The organism is Fibrobacter sp., assembly GCF_045112255.1.
GTDB lineage: Bacteria > Fibrobacterota > Fibrobacteria > Fibrobacterales > Fibrobacteraceae > Fibrobacter.
The window spans coordinates 21,423-42,482 of sequence record NZ_JBGUHR010000054.1; the positions used below are offsets into that span (position 1 = coordinate 21,423).

Consider the following 21,060-nt stretch of genomic DNA (forward strand, 5'->3'; position numbering starts at 1 on the left):
GCTGCTTTTGTGATGTGTGGGGTTATCTTATATGGCATGAACAGATTGATGCAATAAACTGGAGGAAAGCTTACATGAATAAGGCTTACTATTGTGGTCGTCGTCCTAAGAGTGATGCGTTCGATGATACCCCGGATCCGACTTTCTTGGGCGAAGAAGATGATCTGATCAAGGAAGAAGAAGAACCGCAGGAAGAAGAAGTTGACGAAGAAGTCGATTTTGACAAGCCCTCTTTTGGCCGTAACCCAATCTGGTCTGACTACGGCGAGGATATGGATTTCGACCAGTGATATGGTCGAATAAATTATTCCGACTCGGCATTGCTTTTGTTCTTTTGATTTTAACCGCCTGCGCGTCTAAGCAGGCGAAGCTTGCTGCGTCGTCTCAGGGAAAACCTATCCAGCCGGAGAAGGTTTCTATTGATGTGCCTGGACCAAATCCTGGCAAGGAAATCGTCGGGGATTCAACAAGGCCCTCATGGGTCTATTATCAGTATGGTCTCCAGGCGATGGATAATAATGAATGGGCCGTTTCCAAGCATTATCTTGAAGAATCACTGCGATTGCTCGTGACCGAAAAGTACGATTCGACCAAGAGCAAGCTTACCCGTTCTGAAGATTCCATTTACAAGATGCAGATGCCTGTGCGCATTGTCCTTGCTTTGGAGGACGTTTACCCGAACCTCTCAGAAGCGGGCGGGGATTCTACATCTCAAGATAGCCTTACCATTGATGGCGTGGACGCTTACGATGAAAACACGGCGGATAGTGCGTCCATGCGCGTCATTGAAAATTTCCTCGATACGGTAGATGCCGGGCGTTTTTCTCTCCCGATCCGCTTCAACGAGCGCGTCATGCAGGAAATCTACTACATGACGACATCTGCACGTGGCTTTATCACGCGTTCGCTTTCCCGCAAGACGGCTTATGATTCCTTGATCTATACAAAGCTTGCCCAGAAGCGCATGCCGCGAGACCTTATTTATCTCGCTCTGGTGGAATCTGGTTTTAACGTCAAGGCTTATAGCCGTGCAAAGGCGGCGGGCATGTGGCAGTTTATCCCGGAAACCGGCATCCGCTACGGTCTTGAAGTCGATTTCTGGGTGGATATGCGCCGCAATCCGGAAATGGCGACCGAGGCCGCCTTGAGCTATCTCTCGACTTTGTACGCTGAATTTGGCGATTGGCTCTTGTCGATGGCCGCCTATAACTGCGGTGAAGGCCGAATTCGTCGATTGATTCGGGAAAAGAAGGCCGATTCTACGTGGGGAAACCGCCCTGTAACGTATTGGGACTTGCAGCTTCCGCAAGAAACCATGCATTATGTGCCTCGAATCCTTGCCGCTATGGTGATTGGACATTTCCCGGACCATTACGATGTGGCGATCAACAAGCGCCAGCTGCCGGCATATGATACCGTTACGGTGTATGATTCTTTTTCGCTTGATGAAATTGCAAAGTTCCTGAAGGTTCCTGAAGATACGCTCCGCACGTTGAATATGGAACTTACCATGTGGTGCACACCGCCAAATCGCGATGCCTATTTGCTCCGCTTGCCGTATGGAACTCGAGCCGCCTTTGTGCAGAATTACGACCGCATGGAAAAGAACGGATTCTCGAGCTGGAAACAGCACAAGGTTCGTAAGGGCGAATCGATAGGGGTGATTGCGCAACAGTACGGTGTCCGCGTGGCCGAAATCCAGCGAGCTAACGACATGAAGAAGACGAAGCTCAAGCCTGGCCGTACGCTTTTGATTCCTGTCAAGGTCGCTCCTCGCAGATCTACAGGCAAAAAGCCGACAAAGGTCCGTACATATGTGGTTCAGCTGGGCGACAATCTCGGTTCCATTTCCCGTCGATTTGGCGTTTCCCAGGAATCATTACGCATCTGGAACAATATTGAGACTGGATATAACGTGAAAAAGGGCGATACCATTTTTGTCTCGAAACCAGATTTGAAGCCGTCCAGTTTTATTCAGCAGCGCGTGGCCCTCAAGAAAGGCGAAAAGTACGTGGTCAAGGCGGGGGATACTTACGCCGAAATCGCAAAGAAGTATAAGGTTCCTGTGTTCCTTCTGTTGCAGGCAAATAGTGGCTTTACTAAACGCTTGACTATCGGTGATTCTCTTGCTATTCCTGCCTATGTCCGTCCGCCGCGCAAGATGTCCAAGGCGAACGAAGATGAAATCCCAGTGGAACTGGCCAAGTCTATCGAGCAGGATTCTAAAAAGTCAAGCAAGTCGTCCAAGAAGCCGGCTGAAAAGTCTTCTGAACCTTCATCGAAATCCTCGAAGAAGGAACCGGTCAATACAACGATCATTTATACTGTCGAAGCCGGTGACAATCTCTTTGCCATCGCCAAGAAGTACTCCACGACTGTTGCCGCCATTCGCGAAATGAACGACATGGGCAATTCCTCGAATATCAAAATCGGCCAGAAGCTAAAGATCCCCGGAGCTGCAAAGCCTGCGGCAAGCTCTCCAAAAGTCGAGGAAATTACTCACGTTGTCAAGAAGGGCGAAGGTCTTTGGGATATTTCCCGACAGTACGGCGTGACGATTGAAGATATTGTCAAATGGAACGGCTTAAAAGACACGAAAATCAAAATAAACGAGAAACTAAAAATCAAGACGACCAAGAAACCGAAAAAATGATGGCTTTAAACGAGGGGAAAGCCTGCTTAGGGCGGGGCTACAATTTCTAGAAGGCGTTGAAACGATGTTTTTTGATAAAAAAATGTGTAAATTCGTGTTTTTTATGTTATATATTGAAAAAAATAGTGTAGTTTTAACTTGAAAAATCAAAAAAATCACTGGAGTATAATATGAAGAAGAAAATCTTGGCTCTCTGTGCTGCTGGTCTCATTTTTTCCTTGACCGGTTGTGAAGAAACCATGGACCCGAACGATCCGCAGTCTGTTCGTAGGTATTTGACGAAAAAGCAGATCGGTTTTACGCCGAATCAGTTTGTTTCTTATGCGGTCAACAGCGATACCGCCAAGATGACGTTGTTCCTCCAGGCATCTTTCGAAATTGACCAGCCGGCCGATAACGGTAATAACGCTGTCGCTATTGCCGCCAACAAGGGCAACATGATGGTGCTTAACTACTTGTTCGATCATGGCGCAAAGGCCAATGTCAACAATGGCAATGGTGAACCGGTTATTGATAACGCTGTGATGATGGGCAACAAGGAAGTTGTCGTCCGCATTTTGCAGCAGCTCAAGAAGGAAGGCGTTGAACCGCAGAACCTTGCAACGGCTGTGCTTATTGCTGCAAAGACTGGCAAGGCCGACATGCTCGAAGTTCTTGCTGATGCAGGCGCTCCGCTTGAAAATCGCAGCCCGGATGGCTACATGCCGATTCACTGGGCCGTCAAGTCTGGTAACTATGACGCCATGATGTTCCTCATCAAGAAGGGTGTCGATGTGAATGCCAAGTGCGGTCAGGGCTATTCTGTGCTCGACTGGGCAACGAATGAAGGTTATACTCGCCTCATCAAGGCTTTGAAGAAGGTCGGTGCTAAGAATACTGCGAAGTATAAGCTCGATTCTCGTGGCAGATAAGCGAATATTATCGGCTTGAATTTACAGGACGGGCTTAAAGCCCGCCCTTTTTTGCATGTCATCCCGGTCTCTGTGCCGGGATCACCTTTGTTTTTTCTACTTTTATCTTCAAAAGATTAACAGGAGATTTTATGTCCGTTCAAGTGATGGTTAATGGTATTCCGGGTAACATGGGCCGCATCGTGGCCGAAACTTGCGTTGCCCGCGGTTTGGAACTTGTCCCGTATTCTTTGACGGGTGAAATTATTGTCGAAAACGAAGCCGAAGTTGCTGGCAAGACGATTCAGCTCTTGAAGCCCTCCAATCGTGAAGCCCGCATTGGCGAAGTGCTTGCCAAGTATCCGAACATGATTTGCATTGACTACACGCATCCGACTGCAGTGAACGATAATGCTGCTTTCTACGTGAAGCACAAGATTCCGTTCGTGATGGGCACGACCGGCGGCGACCGCGAGGCTCTCACAAAGCTCGTTGCCGATGCCAACCATCCGAGCGTCATCGCTCCGAACATGGCTAAGCAGATCGTCGCTTTCCAGACGATGATTGAATTCTTGGCAAACGAATTCCCGACGGCATTCGAAGGCTACAAGCTCTCCGTTGTCGAAAGCCACCAGAAGACCAAGGCCGATACAAGCGGTACGGCTCGTGCAGTCGTTGGCACCTTCCAGAAGATGGGCTTTGACTACACACCGGACGATATCGAAAAGGTCCGTAATGAAAAGGAACAGATGGAACGCATGCACGTGCCCGAAGAATACCTCGGCGGTCACGCATTCCACACCTACAGCCTCGATAGTGCAGACGGTACGGTTCACTTTGAATTCCAGCACAATGTTTGCGGCCGCAAGATCTATGCCGAAGGCACGGTCGATGCTGTGAACTTCCTTGCGGACCAGATTGCCGCAGGCACCGCAAAGCCGTTCAACATGATGGACGTCTTGCGTTCTGGAAAAATGCGATAAAATAGTAGACAGTAGACGGTAGGAAGTAGACAGTAAATGCGTCCTTCCTACTTCCTACTTCCAACTTCCTACTGCTAATGCGATCCTATATCCTTCGTCGTTTGCTGCTGATGATCCCGACATTAATCGGGATTTCATTGGTGTGCTTTATCCTGATTCAGCTCTTGCCGGGAGGCCCTGTGGAAGAGCTGATTTCTCGTGCGCAGCAGGCGGCTTCGATGAAGGGTGGCGTGGATGCGTCCAAGGCGCTCTCGCCGGACCAGATTGCGCAAATCCAGGCGTACTTTGGCTTTGACCAGCCTGCGTGGAAACGCTACCTCACGTGGCTTTGGAATGTTTTGCATTTGAATCTCGGGGAAAGTTACACGTACGGTCTCCCGGTCTGGGACGTGATTGTAAGCCGTTTCCCGATTTCCTTATTCTTTGGCGTGACCTCGTTCTTCTTGAGCTACCTTATCTGCATTCCGCTTGGACTCTGGAAGGCGGTGCATCACGGCAGCAAGCTTGATTCTTTTACGAGCGGTCTTATTTTCTCGGGCTACGTGATGCCGGGGTATGCGCTTGGCATTTTGCTCATCATTTTCTTGGCGGGCGGTTCATACTTGGACATTTTCCCGCTGGGTGGGCTTACGAGCGATGACTTCGAGGATTTCTCGTTCTTTGGGAAGGTCTTTGACTTGGCGCAGCATCTGGCGCTCCCGATTTTCTGCTACATGATTAGCGAGTTTGCGTTCCTCACGTTCCTCATGAAAAACTCGGCGCTTGAGGAACTGGGCCGCGATTACATGCGAACAGCCTTGGCAAAGGGCTTGAGCTTTAAGCAGGCTCTAGTGCGCCATGCGCTCCGCAATGCGCTTATCCCGATTGCAACCCGCCTTTCTGAAATCTGCACACTTATGTTTGCAGGTGCGCTCCTCATCGAGAAGGTCTTTGATATCGATGGCATGGGGCTTTTGTATTACAATTCAATGGTCAACCGCGATTACAACGTGGTGATGGGGATTATCTTCCTCAGCAGCCTTATGGCGATGGTGGGCCGCCTCTTTAGCGATATACTTTATACGCTCGTTGACCCGCGAATCAAGTTCTCGTAAGATAGTCAGTAGTCGTTAGTCAATAGTCATTAGCCGTTAGATGTTGGTTTGGCGTTAAGAACAATGCTTTAATGACCAATAACCAGTGACCAATGACTAATAACCTACATTTTCTTTGTCATTTTCCTCTTTCTTTAAGTATATTAAAAGTATGCAAAACGATATGATTAAAATTTCTCCGAGTATTCATGAGTTCCTCTTGACTCATGGCTATACTGAAAACTTTACTGTGACTCCCATTGCCGGTGCCGGTTCTGGAAGGCGCTATTTCCGTATCGCCGGTGGCGAACGCCAGAGCGTCTTGCAAGTCAGTGCCGAAGTGAATGAAGATTTCAAGCACTTTGTCGAGTATTCCAAGACGTTCAGGGAATACGGCTTGCCTGTTCCGCGCGTTTATTGCGTAGACGAGAGTGCTTGCCAGGTCTTGCAAGAGGATTTGGGCAAGCGAAGCCTCTTGGACGAGGCTTTCCCGAATGGAGCGCAGGCGCTTTCGGGCAGCATCCGTATTCTGTACCCGGAAGTGATTGATGCACTCATCCAGTGGCAGAATGCGAGCCACCAGCTGTTCAGCCATCACACCGAGATTTGGCTCCGCCGTTTTGATTTCTCGGCGCTTAAGTGGGAAACAGATTACTTTACCGAAAATTATCTGAAGCTTCATAAGGGCATTACCGAGATTCCTGAATCGGTGCGTAATTTTTATTCGCTCGTGGCTGTTTCTGTTGAAGCACAGACAAAAGTTCTGATGCACCGCGATTTCCAGAGCCAGAACATCATGATCCGTCCGAATTCGGAAGTCGCTTTTGTGGATTATCAAGGCGCTCGTCGCGGTTCTATGTTCTATGATATCGCATCGCTTTTGTGGGATCCGTATGTTTGCCTCCCGCTGTCGATGATTAAGGATTTCTTCGAATATTGGCGCAGCCAGTACCGTGGAACTAGAATTTATACGAAGGACGATGCCTGGGACGGCTTTGTGCATGCCAGCTTGCAGCGCTTGATGCAGGCTCTCGGTGCGTACTGCTTCCTTTCCAAGGTGAAAAAAATTGAAAAGTTCGAACAATACATTGAACCGGGTAAGGCTCAGCTCCGTACGTTGTTTGGTGAATTCAAGCTTATCGCCAAGGCTACGGATCCGGAAGTCTTCAAGTTTATGGATTGGGCGCTTTCCTAATGGCTCCTATTTATACGCGTATTTACGCGCAGCCTGTTGAATTCAATCGTGCTCTTGGCTATGCTTACGACGCTTTGGTGAAAGGGCCTTATCGGTTTGACGCTTTGTCGGCTTGGAAAGGGCTTTCGGAACGTGTAGCCCAGGGCATTTATATGGGGCAGGGGCTTTTGCTCCCGCATACGCGCGTTCCTGGATTGCAGGGGCCGCTGATGGCTTTTGTCGTTGCCCGTGAGGGAATTACGGGCGTTAAGACTCGTAATGACGAAATGGCTCAGTTTATGTGCGTTCTGCTTTCTCCTGCGGAATCGGCGATGGCGCATACGGTTGCCATTGCGAATGTGGCAAAGTTGTTGCTTGACCCGGAGTGGAAAGAAAAAGCCCTCGCTGCAACCGACGAGGATGAGCTTAAGAAAATGTTCTGAGAATAGTTAAGGTAATTAGGAATACGGAATTCGGAGTTCGGAATTTAAATAATCGCGGCGAAGCCGCCAAATTAAATAATTCCTAATTCATACATCCTAATTCCGAATTTCTTGCGGCGAAGCCGCTCTACCATTGTACGCTGCCGGCGGCGTAAGCGCGATAACCCTCGTAATCCCCGAAAAACCTTGTGTAGCTGGTTCTAAAGCTGAACCAGTCCCACGGGGTTATATTTAAATTAAATCCCAGTTCCTTATAGCGTTGAGTTGTTTTTTTGCTAAGGAATTTTTTGTCGGTTCTGCTTTCGGGCGTGTGGAGGTCGGTGAGGTTCCCGCCGAAGGCTGTATCTTTGGCGACAGCGCCAAGGAAAAGTGTCGCTTTTACAAATTTATATGTTGCAGTAACTTCGGTGTGAATTTCCTGGCTGTTCGGGCCGAGATCGCTACCGAGACTCTGGGCGTAGCTTGCATATGTGTAGCCGCCGCCTTTGTGGTGTGTATAGACCCACGGTTCGATTCTGGTGTATTCAAACATCCAGTCGAGATTTACAGGGCCGATTTCGATATTGTCTCGAGCAACGCCGAGCGTTGTTGCCCACTTGTTGCCCCACCAGCTATCGTCAAACATGCTTGTCGGGGATTTCATGTCATCCCACAAAAGTTCGGCGTAGAATTCCCAGTTTGGAATGGTTTTGACACTCAAGTCAAAAGCGAGCGATATGTTGTCCTGGTCGCCTTGCAGGTGCTCCTGGAAAACGTAGGGGATGAATGGAATGGCATACGCCCATTCAAATTCGCGGCCTGTGCTGTCGCCATCGATATTGGGGTTTGTTCCGGCGAGTTCTGTTGTTGATCCGTAAAGCGATGTTTCCGAAATTCCAAGCGTGATTTCTTTCGGGAGATTTAAGTTGAGACGGTGGGCATGGAAATATTTGCCCAAGCCTTTCTTTTCAAAAAGCTTGGCTGCATATTGCGTGTACTCGATTGGGCCGAGCTTGAATTGATAACCGAAATAAGGTGTTGGTGCTGCGTCAGGGATGCGGCTGGAGCTGTCTTGCCAAGGACGGTAGATGTTTCGTTCTCCTCGCAAGATAACGTGGTTTCGGCGGGCTGGCCCCCATTCCAGAAAATCGAATCCGGCGAGGAGCTGCACTGGCTTGAGATCGTAGCTGACGTTTGCTGCGAACAAATCCCATGTACGCTTGTTTTCGCTTTGCTTGTTAAAGGGAATGCCTTCGTCAGGATTGTAATAATTAAAGTTGATGTATCGGTTTGTGTAATCCGTGCTGATCTTTACACGTGTATCGAAAAGGAATTTATCTGTAAATTTACCGTTGGCGAAAAGTCGTACGGACATCGAATTATCGTAATGCGTTTTTGCATTTGTGAGATTCGTGACCGCAACAGAATCCATGAACTGTACGTTGATGTTCAGTTCTTTTGTATGTGCAGAATCCGAGAAGGTTATGTGGTGCGTCATTTCGGCTGAAAATGCCGAGCTTGCAAGTGCAATGGCACTCCAGAAAGTCCACTTAAATAAATTAATCTCGAATTTCATAGAATCCCCCATTTCTTTCGATGAATCTTTGAAATGATTTCTTCGATAAGGTGATTTTCAAAATTGTAAAAACTCTTTTGAGTTGACATCTTTTGATGCGGAGCGCAAGGCTGATTGCAAGTCCGATGAGTACGCTAAAGACAGGAAAGCCGTTTCTTAATGCAAAGTAGATTCGATTTCGAATCATGAGGCAGTCGATAAAGTAAGGAACTCCGCCTTTTGCGATTTCGCTCCCGGTCGATGAACCGATGTCATGTAAGATGATGCTGTCGGTTGCCCAGGCCTGCTTGAATCCGTTTCGCCTAGCCTTTAAACAGTAGTCGCTTTCTTCGAAGTACAGAAAAAAATCTTCGCTTAAAAGTCCTGTTTTATGTAAGCATTCAGGCGAAATGAAAAACGATGAACCTTCTACATAGTCAAAGCCTTGTTCATTGGCTGATTTCGGGCGCCGCACAGAAGCGAATTTCGGATGGATGAAGCCGACTCCGCCTGAAAATTCTCCATTTGCTTTTTTGATGAGCGATCCTGTGATTCCTGCATTTGTGGATTGCGCTTTTTCGAGGAGCTTTTCGAGTGCTGTCGGCGTCGCTTCTGTGTCGTTGTTCAGGAGCCAGATGTAGCAGCCTGCGTGTTCTTCGGTTGCGGCCTTGATTCCCTGATTGCAGCCTGCTGCAAAGCCGCGATTTTCCTTGTTCCAGATCCAGCGGACGTCAATTGAAAAATTTAGACTCTCGAAATACTTTTGCGAAGCTTCGGTAGATGCATTGTTGATGACATAAACGCATACTGGCTTTACTGTATTTTTTTCGAGAGAACGCACACAGTCGGTTGTTTTCTGGTCGTTCTTGAAGTTAACGAGGATTGCGCAAACGTCGGTCATTATTTTTTACCGAAAAACTTGGTGATGACAGGAGCACCGATAATGCCGTGTAGAATGCGCGGGATAAATCCGGTGATATTTTTGACATACGGGTAAAGGCTTGCGACATTCATGATGACCCACACGAGGTATTGCGGGATAAACTTTTTGTGGAGCCTATCTTCGGTGTAGGTGATGTAGCGCTTTAAGAACTTTTGGTTGCTTGTTGAGAGCGCATTAAAATGCGGCGTCTGCAAAATCATCTTGGCCCATTGCAAGTTCAGTTTCAGGTTCCCTGTCCAGGTGTGCGTATCGCCGAGTCCGATTGCGTTTTGTCCGTGAATGCGGTACTGGATGACGGCTTCGCTGATGGATTTTACGCAGTCGTCGTGATCTTCGAGGCTTGCGCAAAAAGTTATCCATTGGTCATGGACGGGGACTTGCTCTGGAATGGGGAGAATCTGCTTCAGAAGTTTTGCCCTGAATAGCGTCATGCATCCCGTGACATTGGTAAATCCTGTTAAGATTGCCCTTAATGTGAGGTGCTCCGGGACGCCGTCCATTTTTCGCCAGGACTTTCCAATGAGGTTTCCTTCGCCATCAATGACCTGGGCATCCCCAAAAACGAGATTTGTTTTTGAATCTTTTTGAATGGTTGCTTCAAGAATTTGCAATTTCGCAGGAAGCCAGACATCGTCCTGATCGGCAAGGGCGATAAAGTCATTTTCGCCTAGTTGCGGTGCTGCAAGTTCAAGCGCTTTTGAAAATGCGGCGCGGTGGCCAGTGTTTTTGGGAAGGCAAGTCACTTGCAGAGGGAGGCGCCCTTCGTAACTTTTGAGGATTTCTGGAGTGCTGTCTTTTGAACCGTCATCGACCGCCACAATGAAATCAGCGGGGCGCTTTTGTGCTATGAGCGAATCGAGCATCTGCGAGAGATACTTTTCGCCGTTGTAAGTTGCAAGGACTATCCCAATTTTGGCCATGTTGTGAATATAGTAATTAGTGGTTGGTGATTTGTTGCTGAATTTGTAACTTTTAATTCTATATTTATGGAATAACCATGAAGCAGAAAATACTTTTTGTTTGCGATAAGAATGAATGTACCAGTTTTGGACGCTTGACCATGAACTTGGTCAAGGCTGTTGCTGGGGAATTTGAACCACATGTATTATGGCTCAAGACTCCCAAGTTCTTTGGAGCGCGCTCATCCAGTGAATCCACAGGAGAACATTCTATTTACACATCGCATGAGGTGTGGGCGAAATCGCTGTATTCTGGTTTTGTTTCGTTCCGTAGTCCGCTAAAAAATCTGGTGAAAACGCTTCAGCCTCAGGTGGTTTTCTTCATTCGCCCGGAACTTGGTTTTTTGGTGCCGGTGGTCAAGGGAAAGGCTCAAACGGTGATGTTTGTGCATGATACCTTTGCTGAAACACTCTATCCAAATTCGCTCAAGTTCAGGCTTCTAAACTTGTTTTACATTCGCCCGACCGTTGAAGCTGATTCCTTTGTTTATAATTCGAACTGGACGCGTGAACAGGCCGCTTTGCATTTCGGCGTGAAAATGTCGAACAAGCCAGGCTGCGTTATTGGTTGCCCGATCGATAGGGATCTGTTCAATAAGCCTGAAGTCAAGCCTTCTGCTACAGAAAAGAAAGCTTTTGCGCGCAAGTACGGCATTAGAAATTTTGACGGGATGTGCTTGAACGTAAGCCTTGATGAGCCGCGAAAAAACATCGAGACTTATTTTGAAATGGCGAGTCTTCGGCCGGATATAGCCTTTGTCCGCATCGGTAAGTTTTCGGACCGGCTCCGTGAAATCGTAAATGAGAAGAAACTCTACAACGTCTATCATTTCAGCAATTTCAATGCGGATGAATTGCGCGATTTTTATCGCCATGCCGACTTGATGGTCTACCCGTCACTTTTGGAAGGTTTTGGATTGCCGCCAATCGAGGCTATTGCCTGCGGTATTCCTGCTGTTGGCGCTGCGACTTCTGCGGTCAAGGAAAATCTAGAAGGGGTATGCCCGCTGGTGGATCCGCCGACAGATGCCGAAGCGTATGCCCGTGTTTTAGACCGCGTTCTTGCGGGTGAAAATGTCATAGACGAGAAAAAAGCAGCGGCCCTTTTGGACCACTGCTCTATGAATTCTTTCAGTAAGCGAGTTATTGAGTTCTTGAACTCTATTTCTTCCAAATCTTAATCAAGCTGCGATTCTTTCTTGTGGCAAGCCAGAGGGTAGGCCAGATGAGAATGAGGTCGCGGATGAGGCTTGTCCAGGCTTCTGCCTTGTCGTGGGCGTTGCCGTCCTGAAGTTCAAAGCAACCGCAGGTGATGCCGAGATCGTTCCAGAGCGCCCAGGCGAGAGCGATGATGAAGCTTACGAACATCCAGAAGATTGCAAATGCTGATTCCTTGACGAACGGCGATACGATCATGGCAAGCCCGAACCAGAATTCAAATTGCGGATAGACAAGCGCAAAGAAGTTGTTCACGAAGTCCAGGTGCAGTGCCGAGAAAAACTGGTATTGCGCCACGAGCGTTGCGAACTGGTGCGGGTCCTGGATCTTGTAGACAGAGGCGAAGATGAACATGCCGCCAATGCCTACGCGGCAAAGCGTTTCAAGAGCGCGGATTGCGAAATCCTTTTGAATCTTGATTGCCGGGACGATCAAGGCGCATGCGATGACGACTGCGCCAATGCCAACGTGGATGTTGTAACGGTAAGCCTTCGGCCAAATGTTCAGGAGCCAATCCTGGTCGGTGAATGTGAGGAATGTTTCCGGGAAGCTGATTTCTGCAACGCCAACAGCCACAAAGAATGTCGCGATGAGGAGGAGAACGCCTGCGATAATGGTGTTTTTCATGGATGCTCCTTAAAGAATGTCTGCCGGTTTTTCAAGAATTTCTTGCGAGCCAATCCAGTCAACGGATTTGGCGTCATCGACGCGGATGTTGTTGATGATGGCAAGCGCTATGCTGAATGCGGCAATGCCGAGCAGGACAATCCAATTTAAGGACTTGAGGTAGACGAGAGCGTCTTTCTTGATTTTTTGAATGAATTCTTTCATATTGGTCAATATACAAAATTATTGTAAGGTGTTTGCGCTTTGATAAAAAAGCTGAATTTGAAAAAGTAGTGATTTGAAGGCGAATAAAGGCCAAGTTTGAAAAATGGGCGTTTTTTACGTCAAAAAGTGGGCTTTTGTGCGATTTTTGACGTAAAAATTTTAGTTTGTATGCTGTTTTCGGAACCGCAATTTGATTTTTAGGGGCAAAAATGCCTTGAAACGCAGAATGCTGGACTAAATGCAGTCGAATTTCGATGCGATTTTCGCTTACAACTCTTTTTTTCTGCTTAACGTGTAAATGTTTACGCAGTTTGTTCGAAATTTTACGTCAAAAAATGGATTTTGGGGGCTGTTTTGACGTAAATTTAGACGTTTTTTCGATTTTTGCTTTTTTTAGACGAAAAAAGACTCGCCGAAGCGAGTCTGTAAATTAGTAAAAGTCAGTCTCTTTGTGAGCCATAAGCGACTCGTATGAACGAGTCGTGGTGGCGAGAGCGAGGCGAAGACGGCGTCTCGTCTAGCTCAAGAGCCGAGCGGTCTTTTAATGAATGCCCGCGCCGTCTGCGACGTCGCAGGTCACAGGCTTGCCGTTCACTTCGAGAGCGAGCGTATCGCAGAACACGGCGCCACCCTTAGCGGTGAGAGCAATCTTTTCGAAATCCTTGACCTTGAGCTCGCGCGGTTCGCTCGGGGCTACACCCTTGAACAAAGCGCGGTCACCTGGCTTTGCATCTTCCGGAACGCTCACGAGTCTGCACTTGTGCGTTTCCGGTTCGAGGTCGCCAGCAAAGAGCATGCCCTGACTCATGATGCCACGGAGGGCACTCGGCTTCAAGTTTGCGAACAAGAGAATCTTGCGGTCCTGGAGTTCATTTGCCTGGTAGCTGCTTTTAAGGCCACTGCAAATCGTGCGGAGTTCGCCTTCGCCTGCATCGACCTTGAGTACGTACAAGCTACTTGCATCCGGATGGTCGGCAACTTCCTTAATTTGTGCAACACGGAGGTCCATAGCGGCCGGAACGTCTGCTGCCATAAGCGGCTTGTTCTGCTTCGGCTTGGCTTGCTGCGGTTCAGCCTTCTTGACTTCTTCTTCGATGCGCGGGAAGAGCGGCTTGCCTTCGCCGAACTTTTCGCCACCCTTGAGGATGCCCCACACGAGGTCGTTCTGGTCGGTGAACTTACTACCGATCATGGCGAGACCTTCTTCGCTCTTGCCCGGGATGACCGGCCAGAGCATGCTGAGCGAGAGACGCACGGCTTCAGCAGAAATGTAAAGCACGGTTGCGAGTTCGTCCTTCTTGGATTCGTCCTTGGCGAGCTTCCACGGAGCCTTGATTTCGAGGTAGCGGTTGATGCTGCGGACGAGCGTCATGATTTCTTCGACGACCTGGGAGAGCTTGACCTGCGGAACCCATTCCATCACGTTCGTGCGGACGCGGTTTGCAATCGTAATCACTTCGTTTGCGGCGGCGTCGAGAGCATTCGGAGCCGGGAGTACGCCGCCGAAGTTCGTGAGCACCAAGCGGTGAACGCGGTTCAAGACGTTACCGAGGTCGTTGGCGAGGTCGCTGTTGATGCGGCGGACAAAGCCTTCGTGCGTGAAGTTCGCGTCCTGACCGACGACCATTTCACGAGCGAGGAAGTAGCGGAAGGCGTCAATGCCGTACTTTTCCATGTAGTCCATCGGGTTCACGACGTTGCCTGCGGACTTACTCATCTTTTCGCCGCCGTTTACGAGCCACCAGCCGTGGGCGAGGATGTGCTGCGGAAGCGGAATGTCGAGAGCCATGAGCATGGTCGGCCAGTAGACACTGTGGGTCGTCAAAATGTCCTTACCGATGAGGTGGTAAGATGCGGGCCAAATCGGAGTGCCGTCGGCATAAGTCTTGTGGAAGGCGGTGGAGGCGCTCACGTAGTTGAGGAGTGCGTCAAACCATACGTAGGTCACGTAGTCCGGGTCGAACGGCAGCGGAATGCCCCAGCTGAGGCGCATCTTCGGACGGCTGATGCAGAGGTCGTTCAGCGGCTGGCGGAGGAATCCGCGGATTTCGTTCCAGCGGTAGTCCGGCACAATCCAGTCCTTGTGCGATTCGAGATAGTCAATCAGCTTCTGCTGGTAGGCGCTCATCTTGAAGAAGTAGTTCTTTTCCTTGAGCCATTCCACCGGGCGGTGGCTGATCGGGTCGCACTTGTTTTCGTCGAGTTCGTCTTCGCTGAAGAAGCGTTCTTCGCCAACGGAGTACCAGCCTTCGTATTCCTTGGAGTAGATTTCACCCTTGTCCCAGAGCTTCTGCAAGCATTCCTGCACGTAAGCCTTGTGTTCCGGCATCGTTGTGCGGATGAAGAAGTCGTTCTGGATGTTCATCTTCTTCCAGAGGTCTTCGAAGCGGTGGTAGTATTCGTCCACGTGTTCCTGCGGAGTCACGCCACGCTTGGCGGCGGCGCGCTGCACCTTCTGGCCGTGTTCGTCGGTACCGGTCAAGAAGAATGTCTGGTAACCGATGATCTTGTGGAAGCGGGTAAGGATATCTGCGAGAACGGTCGTGTAGGAATGCCCGATATGCGGGGCATCATTGACGTAATAAATCGGAGTGGTGACGTAAAAATTTTTCATGACGCAAAATTTAGTAAAAGGCGAGCGCCGCGGCAAAGTAACTTGTTTCTTTGACATGGCCGAGCCGTACTAAATGCGCTCCGAAGGAGCGCCAATATAGAAATTAGACGAAAGATGGGGAGTCTTTGCGAACACGAAGTTCGCGGCAATGTCGTATAAACGTGTCTTTTTTGCATCTCTAATAACTAATGACTATTAACTAGTAACTCAATTTGCTTATATTATTGCTATAAAACTAGAGGTACTTATGTCTTTTATTGATTTGGCTAGAGATCGTTTTAGTTGCCGTGCGTTTAGCGACCAGGAAGTTGAACCCGAAAAACTGATGCAGGTGCTCGAAGCAGGGCGCATCTCGCCGACGGCGGTAAACGGTCAGCCTGTGTTTGTCAAGGTTCTCCAGTCTCCCGAAGCCCTCAAGAAGATCCGTTCTCTAACGCGTATGGCGTATAACGCTCCTGTGGTGCTTATGGTCTGCTATGACGATAACAAGGTGTATTCTCCGACTGCGTATATGGACGATTTCAAAAGCGGTATCATGGATTCCAGCATCGTTACGACTTCGATGATGATGCAGGCGACCGACCTCGGGCTTGCAACGCTTTGGGCGCGTGGCTTCAACGCATCTCACATCGAACATGAATTCGGTTTCGAGCCGAACATCAAACTTGCTTGCCTTTTGGATATTGGCTATGCCGATCCGGTCAATGGCGTTCCTTCGCCGCGACATGACTTGCGTAAGTCGATGAACGAATTCGCCGAAAAGCTGTAAAACGGCGCAAAATATCGCCATTTCAGAGGGATTATGGATAAGCTAAAGCTCTTGTTGCCTTTGGTCGTTTTTGGCGTGTTTTCTTGTTCAGGGAAACAACCTCAAGTTGATGGGCGTACAAAAGCATTGGCTTCGCCTCGGAGTCTCGTCGTCGTTTACGAAAACGATGTCCATTGCAATATGGATGGCTATGCAAAATTTGCGGGCCTTCGTGATGCGATTGCGGATACGGCTGATGTTTTAACCGTTTCGTCCGGCGATTTTTTGCAGGGCGGTGCGATGGGTAGCATTTCGCGCGGTGGATATGTCGTAACGCTCATGAATGCGGTCGGTTATGATGTCGTGACGCTTGGGAATCATGAATTTGATTATAAAATTCCGCGTCTGATGGAACTTTCGGATTCATTGAATGCGCCGATAGCCTGCGCAAATCTCGTGCAGAAAGGAACATCGACTCCGCTGTTCAAACCATACATTTTAAAGCAGATTGGCGCAAAGAAAATTGCGTTTGTCGGAGTGTTGACACCGCAAACCTTAGTGGGCGAGTCTTATGCATTTACGGATGAATCGCTAAAGACTTTATACGATGTCCCTGCGAAGAAAATTTTCAATTTAGTGCAGTCTGCGGTTGATGATGCGCGTAAAGCGGGTGCGGATTACGTGATTTTGCTTTCGCACTTGGGGTTTGTGCCACCTGTGAGTTCTGTTGATGCTGTCCAGAATACAACGGGAATCGATGCTGTGCTGGACGGACATTCGCATAGTGTCGTTAGCGAAGCGTTTATTGCAAATGCCAATGGCGACAGCGTTCTTGTGTCGCAAACAGGAACGAAATTTCTGAATGTCGGGGTGCTAGATATTACTCGCAATGGAATATTCCATTCTCGGTTGATTCCGATGGATAGCATTGTTGCGGTAAGTCGTAAAGTCGCGGCTGCTCACGATAGCTTGCAAGCGCTTGTTGCCGCTGATTTGCAGAAGGTTGTCTCGAATACGAAATTTGATTTGACCATCAATGGCGATGACGGGAAGCGTTTGGTTCGCAAGGGTGAGACGAACTTGGGCGACTTGGCGGCGGATGCCATGCGTTTTTCTGTAGGAGCGCAAATTGGAATCGAAAATGGCGGGAGTATCCGCGTGACGATACCTGCTGGCGCAGTGAAATATCAAGACATTCTGAACGTGATGCCTTTTGCAAACGGAATGTGTCTGATTCGTGCGACAGGCCGTCAGATCAAGGAGGCGCTTGCACAAGGCGCTTCGAAATTGCCTGAGGAATCCGGCGGATTCTTGCAAGTTTCGGGCTTGCGTTATACAATCATCGTAGATGCTAAGATTGGTGAAACGCCGCGAGTACGCATTGAAGATGTTCAGGTCGAGACGGGAAAAGGTTTTGTCGCTATCGACGAAAATGCGCTTTATACTGTCGGATTGTCGTCGTATGTGGCGTATGAAGGCGGTGAAATTACGGCATTCCGCCAGAGTGAAATCGTCATGGATAAGGTGATGACCGATAGCGAAGCAATGGTGAAATTTTTGAAAAGCCAAGGTTCTGAAATCCCCGAGATTTACCGCAAACCCCAGGGGAGGATTGTGGTGAAATATAAAGAAAAGGAATGAATCGTTAATATCATAATTCGATGAAATGAAAAAACGTATTCTTTATCGGTACGTATTATCTTATTTTTAATAAATTTAATCATGTGAAAATTTATCGTTTATTTACATTGCTTTTAGTTTTCTGTTCTTTTTGTTTTGCAGAAACTAAAAAAGACGATTCTGTGTCCGTTTCTTCATTGATGTTGGATTCCATTATCGTTGGCCGAAATTTAGTGTACCAGTCGCTTAAAAAAGGTGATGGAAATAGCGCCTTGGAGGCTGCTGCTTCGGTAAGGGCTATGTCTCCGGTTCCTGAATTTGCATTGGATGACTTGGAACTGATGGAAATTTACTTGATGACGGATCAATTTGATTCTGCCATTGTGATGTGGGGACGAATTTACAGTACCGTCTTGGAGGAGGTTCGCTATTCTTATGTTAGCGATTCGTTGTTGGCCTTGCTGAACGGAACGTATAGTTATCTTATAGACAAGACTATCAAAACAGATTCGCTCAAGGTTCAATCGCTTTTTGATCGGACTTTAAAAAACATAGGTTCTCAGGAAAATCGGGATTTAGCGCTGGTTATAAAGGATATGGAAGTTGAATATTCTATAAGCAGCAAATTTAGGGCAACCCATTATTACGGCTGCAATCGCGATGATGATTGCGGTAAAGTTGAATCTTATACGGATCGGAAATCCGGGATGTATGTTCGAGTTGTTGGAGGATATTTAAATTGCAATTTAGACACGACTCGTCTTGATTCTATTATTTTGCAATTGGAAAAATTCAAGAGCGATTATCCAGAATCTGAATTTATTCCTTGGATCCATAAATTACTGGAATGGCGGATTTCCCAGCGTAATGATATTATTCATGGATCAAACTATTATAAAGAGCGTTTATATACCGGTGGTATTGGTATTGAAGTATGGGGCTCTGTTCGTTCTATACTTGTTGGTGTGCCGATACAGTTTAGGAGAGTTGTCGTTGATTTTCTACTTGGTGGGATTGATCGTTATAGGGGAACCTTTATAGCGACTACAGGGGTTGATGTTTTTGAAACGGAACGATTTAAGGTTGTGCCTTTTATTGGTGGAATAGACCCGTTGGTTGCTGGAGTCCAGCTTGAATATCGTCCGTGGATTTTCCCTTGCGGCGCACGCGGGATTGGTGAATACGTTTCCTTCAAATTCAGGTATATGGCAATGTACGGAAAAGTAAAAACTGAGAACGAGGGTAAGAAGAAAGAATTCCATAATGGGTTCTTTATAGGCGCAGGCTTCCATCTTTGGTAATATGCGGATAATTTCCTTTTTCTACATTTGCCCCTGTAAAAACTTAAAAAAGGATAGAATCATGCGTGATCAATTCGAAAGCCCGCTTATCAAGCGTTATGCTAGCAAGGAAATGAGTTTCATCTTCAGCCCGCAGTACAAGTTCCAGACTTGGCGCAAGCTGTGGATTTACCTCGCCGAATCCGAAATGGAACTCGGCCTTCCGATTACGCAGGAACAGGTAGACGAACTGAAGGCCCACGAGAAGGACATCAACTTCGAAGTTGCCGAAGAAGAAGAAAAGCGCCGCCGTCACGACGTGATGAGCCACGTTTATGCTTACGGTGTGCAGTGCCCGAAGGCCAAGGGCATCATTCACCTCGGTGCAACGTCTGCATTCGTGGGCGACAACACCGACCTTATCCAGATGCAGCAGGCTATGATCCTCGTGCGCAAGCGTCTTTGCCGCGTGATGGACAAGCTTTCCAAGTTTGCGATGGAATACAAGGACATGGCACAGCTCGGCGCCACGCACTTCCAGGCTGCCCAGCTCACGACCGTGGGTAAGCGCGCTTGCCTCTGGCTCCAGGACATGCTCATCGACCTCGAAGAATTGAACTTCCTCATCGAAGTGCTTCCGTTCCGCGGCGTGAAGGGTACGACCGGTACACAGGCTAGCTTCATGGACCTGTTCAACGGCGATGAAGAAAAGATTATGGAACTTGACCGCCGCGTGACTGCCAAGGCTGGCTTCAAGCGTGTGCTCACCATCACCGGTCAGACTTACACTCGTAAGTGGGACAACCGCGTGAACCAGGTGCTCAGCTCCATCGCTCAGAGTTTGCACAAGTTTGCTACCGACATGCGCCTCATGCAGGGTGTCAAGGAAGTCGAAGAACCGTTCGAAAAGACTCAGATTGGTTCCTCTGCCATGGCTTACAAGCGTAACCCGATGCGCAGCGAACGTATTTGCTCTCTCGCTCGTTTCGTGATGGCCCAGGTCAACAGCACCGCCTTCACGCAGGCAACGCAGTGGTTCGAACGTACGCTCGACGACAGCGCCAACAAGCGCCTCGCCATCCCGGAAGCGTTCCTCGCCATGGATGCCATGCTCATCATCGCTGAAAACGTCACGAACGGCCTCGTCGTTTATCCGAAGGTTATCGAAAAGCGCATCATGGCTGAACTCCCGTTCATGGCTACCGAAAACATCATCATGGAAGGCGTGAAGAATGGCGGCGACCGTCAGGAACTCCACGAAGAAATCCGCGTGATGTCCATGGAAGCTGGCAAGGTCGTGAAGGAACAGGGCAAGGACAATGACTTGCTTGAACGCGTTCTCAAGAACGAAAAGTTCCAGAAGCTCGGCATCACCGAAGCAAAGCTCAAGGAAATCCTCGACCTCCGCAAGTTCGTGGGGCGCGCTCCTGGCCAGGTCGTGAAGTTCGTGACCGAAGAAGTCCGCCCGGCTATCGAAGCGATTCCGGCGTGGGATTCTATCGACGCTGGCGAACTCAAGGTTTAATTTGCCTTATTGCCGTCGCGATACTGCATCACCGCGACTCTCGACGTACGTTTAAGTACGCCTTCGGTCGCGGTTCTTTGTTACTGAGACTCCGCGCTTTTAGCGCGGGAAATGGGCTTTGCCCATTGTTCGTCGAAGGATGTCGTAATCATATCTTGTCGGAAACTTGTTTCCGTTTCAAGATATAGATTAGGACCTCGCTAGGCACTAAGACAAATTGGCTTTTCGCAAATCTGCTCGTTTCTAGGCGGATTTTGTTCTAAAGCGATTTTGTTTATTGATCCAAATTGTTTTTTTGTGTAATTATGCAAAAAGCCGCGCATAAAGTGCGCGGCATTTTAAATAGAACTCGTCATTCTGAGGCGAAGCCGAAGACAACTCAGAAGGCGAGTATGCCCCAAGGCGAAAATGCCTTAAGGCGAGAGATGCAAGATAGCTTGCTATCTTATATCCGAGCCGGTAGCATGATGCGAAGCATCTATGCCGCAGTTGTGCTTGCACAAATATGGCTGAGCCGTTTAGCAAGACGCGAAGCGTCAATGTCGCGACCACAGTCATCCTCCGCAAGGAGG

Annotated in this window: 18 protein-coding genes; 12 read left to right on the forward strand and 6 right to left on the reverse strand. The window is 48.5% G+C overall.

The window, feature by feature from the left end; translation table 11 throughout:
- Nucleotides 1-74 precede the first annotated feature (74 nt).
- From ACJMM9_RS07420 to ACJMM9_RS07450, 7 genes are all read left to right on the forward strand, one after another.
- A complete protein-coding gene (locus ACJMM9_RS07420) occupies nt 75-290 on the forward strand; it encodes a hypothetical protein (protein WP_088639901.1) in 216 nt (71 codons plus the stop codon).
- The gene (locus ACJMM9_RS07425) at nt 287-2,653 is read left to right on the forward strand and encodes a LysM peptidoglycan-binding domain-containing protein (protein ID WP_405325266.1); all 2,367 of its coding nucleotides are present in this window, start codon (nt 287-289) and stop codon (nt 2,651-2,653) included. Before ACJMM9_RS07420 ends, ACJMM9_RS07425 begins: the two co-directional genes overlap by 4 nt.
- 170 nt (nt 2,654-2,823) lie before the next feature.
- Nucleotides 2,824-3,564 (forward strand): ankyrin repeat domain-containing protein, encoded by a 741-nt coding sequence (locus ACJMM9_RS07430; RefSeq protein ID WP_088639899.1) that lies wholly within the window; start codon nt 2,824-2,826, stop codon nt 3,562-3,564.
- Nucleotides 3,565-3,695: 131 nt separating this feature from the next.
- The gene (gene dapB, locus ACJMM9_RS07435; RefSeq protein ID WP_405325270.1) at nt 3,696-4,526 is read left to right on the forward strand and encodes a dihydrodipicolinate reductase; all 831 of its coding nucleotides are present in this window, start codon (nt 3,696-3,698) and stop codon (nt 4,524-4,526) included.
- 77 nt (nt 4,527-4,603) lie between these two features.
- The gene (locus ACJMM9_RS07440) at nt 4,604-5,620 is read left to right on the forward strand and encodes an ABC transporter permease subunit (RefSeq protein WP_088639897.1); all 1,017 of its coding nucleotides are present in this window, start codon (nt 4,604-4,606) and stop codon (nt 5,618-5,620) included.
- A gap of 163 nt (nt 5,621-5,783) precedes the next feature.
- Nucleotides 5,784-6,794 carry an aminoglycoside phosphotransferase family protein gene (locus tag ACJMM9_RS07445; protein ID WP_405325273.1) on the forward strand — a complete coding sequence of 337 codons (1,011 nt, stop codon included), beginning with the start codon at nt 5,784-5,786 and terminating at the stop codon, nt 6,792-6,794.
- Nucleotides 6,794-7,216, forward strand: a complete 423-nt coding sequence (locus ACJMM9_RS07450) for a PTS sugar transporter subunit IIA (protein ID WP_405325275.1) — start codon at nt 6,794-6,796, stop codon at nt 7,214-7,216. The genes ACJMM9_RS07445 and ACJMM9_RS07450 overlap by 1 nt, the downstream gene beginning before the upstream one ends.
- Before the next feature lie 127 nt (nt 7,217-7,343).
- Here the strand turns inward: ACJMM9_RS07450 and ACJMM9_RS07455 are convergent, their stop codons facing one another.
- The 3 genes from ACJMM9_RS07455 to ACJMM9_RS07465 are packed head-to-tail and all read right to left on the reverse strand — an operon-like array spanning nt 7,344 to nt 10,613.
- Nucleotides 7,344-8,771: a hypothetical protein gene (locus ACJMM9_RS07455; RefSeq protein WP_405325278.1), complete on the reverse strand. Its 1,428-nt coding sequence runs from the start codon at nt 8,769-8,771 to the stop codon at nt 7,344-7,346.
- A complete protein-coding gene (locus ACJMM9_RS07460) occupies nt 8,755-9,651 on the reverse strand; it encodes a glycosyltransferase family 2 protein (protein ID WP_405325280.1) in 897 nt (298 codons plus the stop codon). Before ACJMM9_RS07460 ends, ACJMM9_RS07455 begins: the two co-directional genes overlap by 17 nt.
- Nucleotides 9,651-10,613, reverse strand: a complete 963-nt coding sequence (locus tag ACJMM9_RS07465; RefSeq protein ID WP_405325283.1) for a glycosyltransferase — start codon at nt 10,611-10,613, stop codon at nt 9,651-9,653. Before ACJMM9_RS07465 ends, ACJMM9_RS07460 begins: the two co-directional genes overlap by 1 nt.
- Before the next feature lie 77 nt (nt 10,614-10,690).
- Here ACJMM9_RS07465 and ACJMM9_RS07470 point away from each other — a divergent pair, with 77 nt between their 5' ends.
- A complete protein-coding gene (locus ACJMM9_RS07470; protein WP_405325286.1) occupies nt 10,691-11,833 on the forward strand; it encodes a glycosyltransferase in 1,143 nt (380 codons plus the stop codon).
- Here ACJMM9_RS07470 and ACJMM9_RS07475 read toward each other — a convergent pair.
- The 3 genes from ACJMM9_RS07475 to metG form a co-directional block, all read right to left on the reverse strand.
- Nucleotides 11,814-12,497, reverse strand: a complete 684-nt coding sequence (locus tag ACJMM9_RS07475; protein WP_405325289.1) for a MauE/DoxX family redox-associated membrane protein — start codon at nt 12,495-12,497, stop codon at nt 11,814-11,816. The two genes, ACJMM9_RS07470 and ACJMM9_RS07475, sit on opposite strands and share 20 nt — an antisense overlap.
- A 9-nt stretch (nt 12,498-12,506) precedes the next feature.
- Nucleotides 12,507-12,701 carry a hypothetical protein gene (locus ACJMM9_RS07480; protein WP_405325292.1) on the reverse strand — a complete coding sequence of 65 codons (195 nt, stop codon included), beginning with the start codon at nt 12,699-12,701 and terminating at the stop codon, nt 12,507-12,509.
- A gap of 541 nt (nt 12,702-13,242) precedes the next feature.
- Nucleotides 13,243-15,315, reverse strand: coding sequence for a methionine--tRNA ligase (gene metG, locus ACJMM9_RS07485; RefSeq protein ID WP_405325295.1), 2,073 nt, complete (start codon nt 15,313-15,315; stop codon nt 13,243-13,245).
- Between the two features lie 247 nt (nt 15,316-15,562).
- Between metG and ACJMM9_RS07490 the strand changes: the two genes are divergently transcribed.
- The 4 genes from ACJMM9_RS07490 to purB all read left to right on the forward strand — a co-directional run bounded on the left by ACJMM9_RS07490 (nt 15,563) and on the right by purB (nt 20,488).
- Entirely contained in the window at nt 15,563-16,084 is a 522-nt protein-coding gene (locus ACJMM9_RS07490; RefSeq protein ID WP_405325298.1) for a nitroreductase family protein, read from the forward strand.
- 33 nt (nt 16,085-16,117) lie between these two features.
- The gene (locus ACJMM9_RS07495) at nt 16,118-17,704 is read left to right on the forward strand and encodes a bifunctional metallophosphatase/5'-nucleotidase (RefSeq protein ID WP_405325301.1); all 1,587 of its coding nucleotides are present in this window, start codon (nt 16,118-16,120) and stop codon (nt 17,702-17,704) included.
- Nucleotides 17,705-17,787: 83 nt separating this feature from the next.
- Nucleotides 17,788-18,984 carry a hypothetical protein gene (locus tag ACJMM9_RS07500; protein WP_405325303.1) on the forward strand — a complete coding sequence of 399 codons (1,197 nt, stop codon included), beginning with the start codon at nt 17,788-17,790 and terminating at the stop codon, nt 18,982-18,984.
- Nucleotides 18,985-19,045: 61 nt separating this feature from the next.
- Nucleotides 19,046-20,488, forward strand: coding sequence for an adenylosuccinate lyase (purB, locus tag ACJMM9_RS07505; protein ID WP_405325305.1), 1,443 nt, complete (start codon nt 19,046-19,048; stop codon nt 20,486-20,488).
- The last annotated feature ends 572 nt before the right edge of the window (nt 20,489-21,060 follow it).

What these genes read in the sequence shown, in the direction of transcription:
- ACJMM9_RS07420 (WP_088639901.1), top strand. Translation starts at nt 75, where the DNA reads ATGAATAAGGCTTACTATTGTGGTCGTCGTCCTAAGAGTGATGCGTTC.
- ACJMM9_RS07430 (WP_088639899.1), top strand. Translation starts at nt 2,824, where the DNA reads ATGAAGAAGAAAATCTTGGCTCTCTGTGCTGCTGGTCTCATTTTTTCC.
- dapB (WP_405325270.1), top strand. Translation starts at nt 3,696, where the DNA reads ATGTCCGTTCAAGTGATGGTTAATGGTATTCCGGGTAACATGGGCCGC.
- ACJMM9_RS07440 (WP_088639897.1), top strand. Translation starts at nt 4,604, where the DNA reads ATGCGATCCTATATCCTTCGTCGTTTGCTGCTGATGATCCCGACATTA.
- ACJMM9_RS07445 (WP_405325273.1), top strand. Translation starts at nt 5,784, where the DNA reads ATGATTAAAATTTCTCCGAGTATTCATGAGTTCCTCTTGACTCATGGC.
- ACJMM9_RS07450 (WP_405325275.1), top strand. Translation starts at nt 6,794, where the DNA reads ATGGCTCCTATTTATACGCGTATTTACGCGCAGCCTGTTGAATTCAAT.
- ACJMM9_RS07455 (WP_405325278.1), bottom strand. Translation starts at nt 8,771, where the DNA reads ATGAAATTCGAGATTAATTTATTTAAGTGGACTTTCTGGAGTGCCATT.
- ACJMM9_RS07460 (WP_405325280.1), bottom strand. Translation starts at nt 9,651, where the DNA reads ATGACCGACGTTTGCGCAATCCTCGTTAACTTCAAGAACGACCAGAAA.
- ACJMM9_RS07465 (WP_405325283.1), bottom strand. Translation starts at nt 10,613, where the DNA reads ATGGCCAAAATTGGGATAGTCCTTGCAACTTACAACGGCGAAAAGTAT.
- ACJMM9_RS07470 (WP_405325286.1), top strand. Translation starts at nt 10,691, where the DNA reads ATGAAGCAGAAAATACTTTTTGTTTGCGATAAGAATGAATGTACCAGT.
- ACJMM9_RS07475 (WP_405325289.1), bottom strand. Translation starts at nt 12,497, where the DNA reads ATGAAAAACACCATTATCGCAGGCGTTCTCCTCCTCATCGCGACATTC.
- ACJMM9_RS07480 (WP_405325292.1), bottom strand. Translation starts at nt 12,701, where the DNA reads ATGAAAGAATTCATTCAAAAAATCAAGAAAGACGCTCTCGTCTACCTC.
- metG (WP_405325295.1), bottom strand. Translation starts at nt 15,315, where the DNA reads ATGAAAAATTTTTACGTCACCACTCCGATTTATTACGTCAATGATGCC.
- ACJMM9_RS07490 (WP_405325298.1), top strand. Translation starts at nt 15,563, where the DNA reads ATGTCTTTTATTGATTTGGCTAGAGATCGTTTTAGTTGCCGTGCGTTT.
- ACJMM9_RS07495 (WP_405325301.1), top strand. Translation starts at nt 16,118, where the DNA reads ATGGATAAGCTAAAGCTCTTGTTGCCTTTGGTCGTTTTTGGCGTGTTT.
- purB (WP_405325305.1), top strand. Translation starts at nt 19,046, where the DNA reads ATGCGTGATCAATTCGAAAGCCCGCTTATCAAGCGTTATGCTAGCAAG.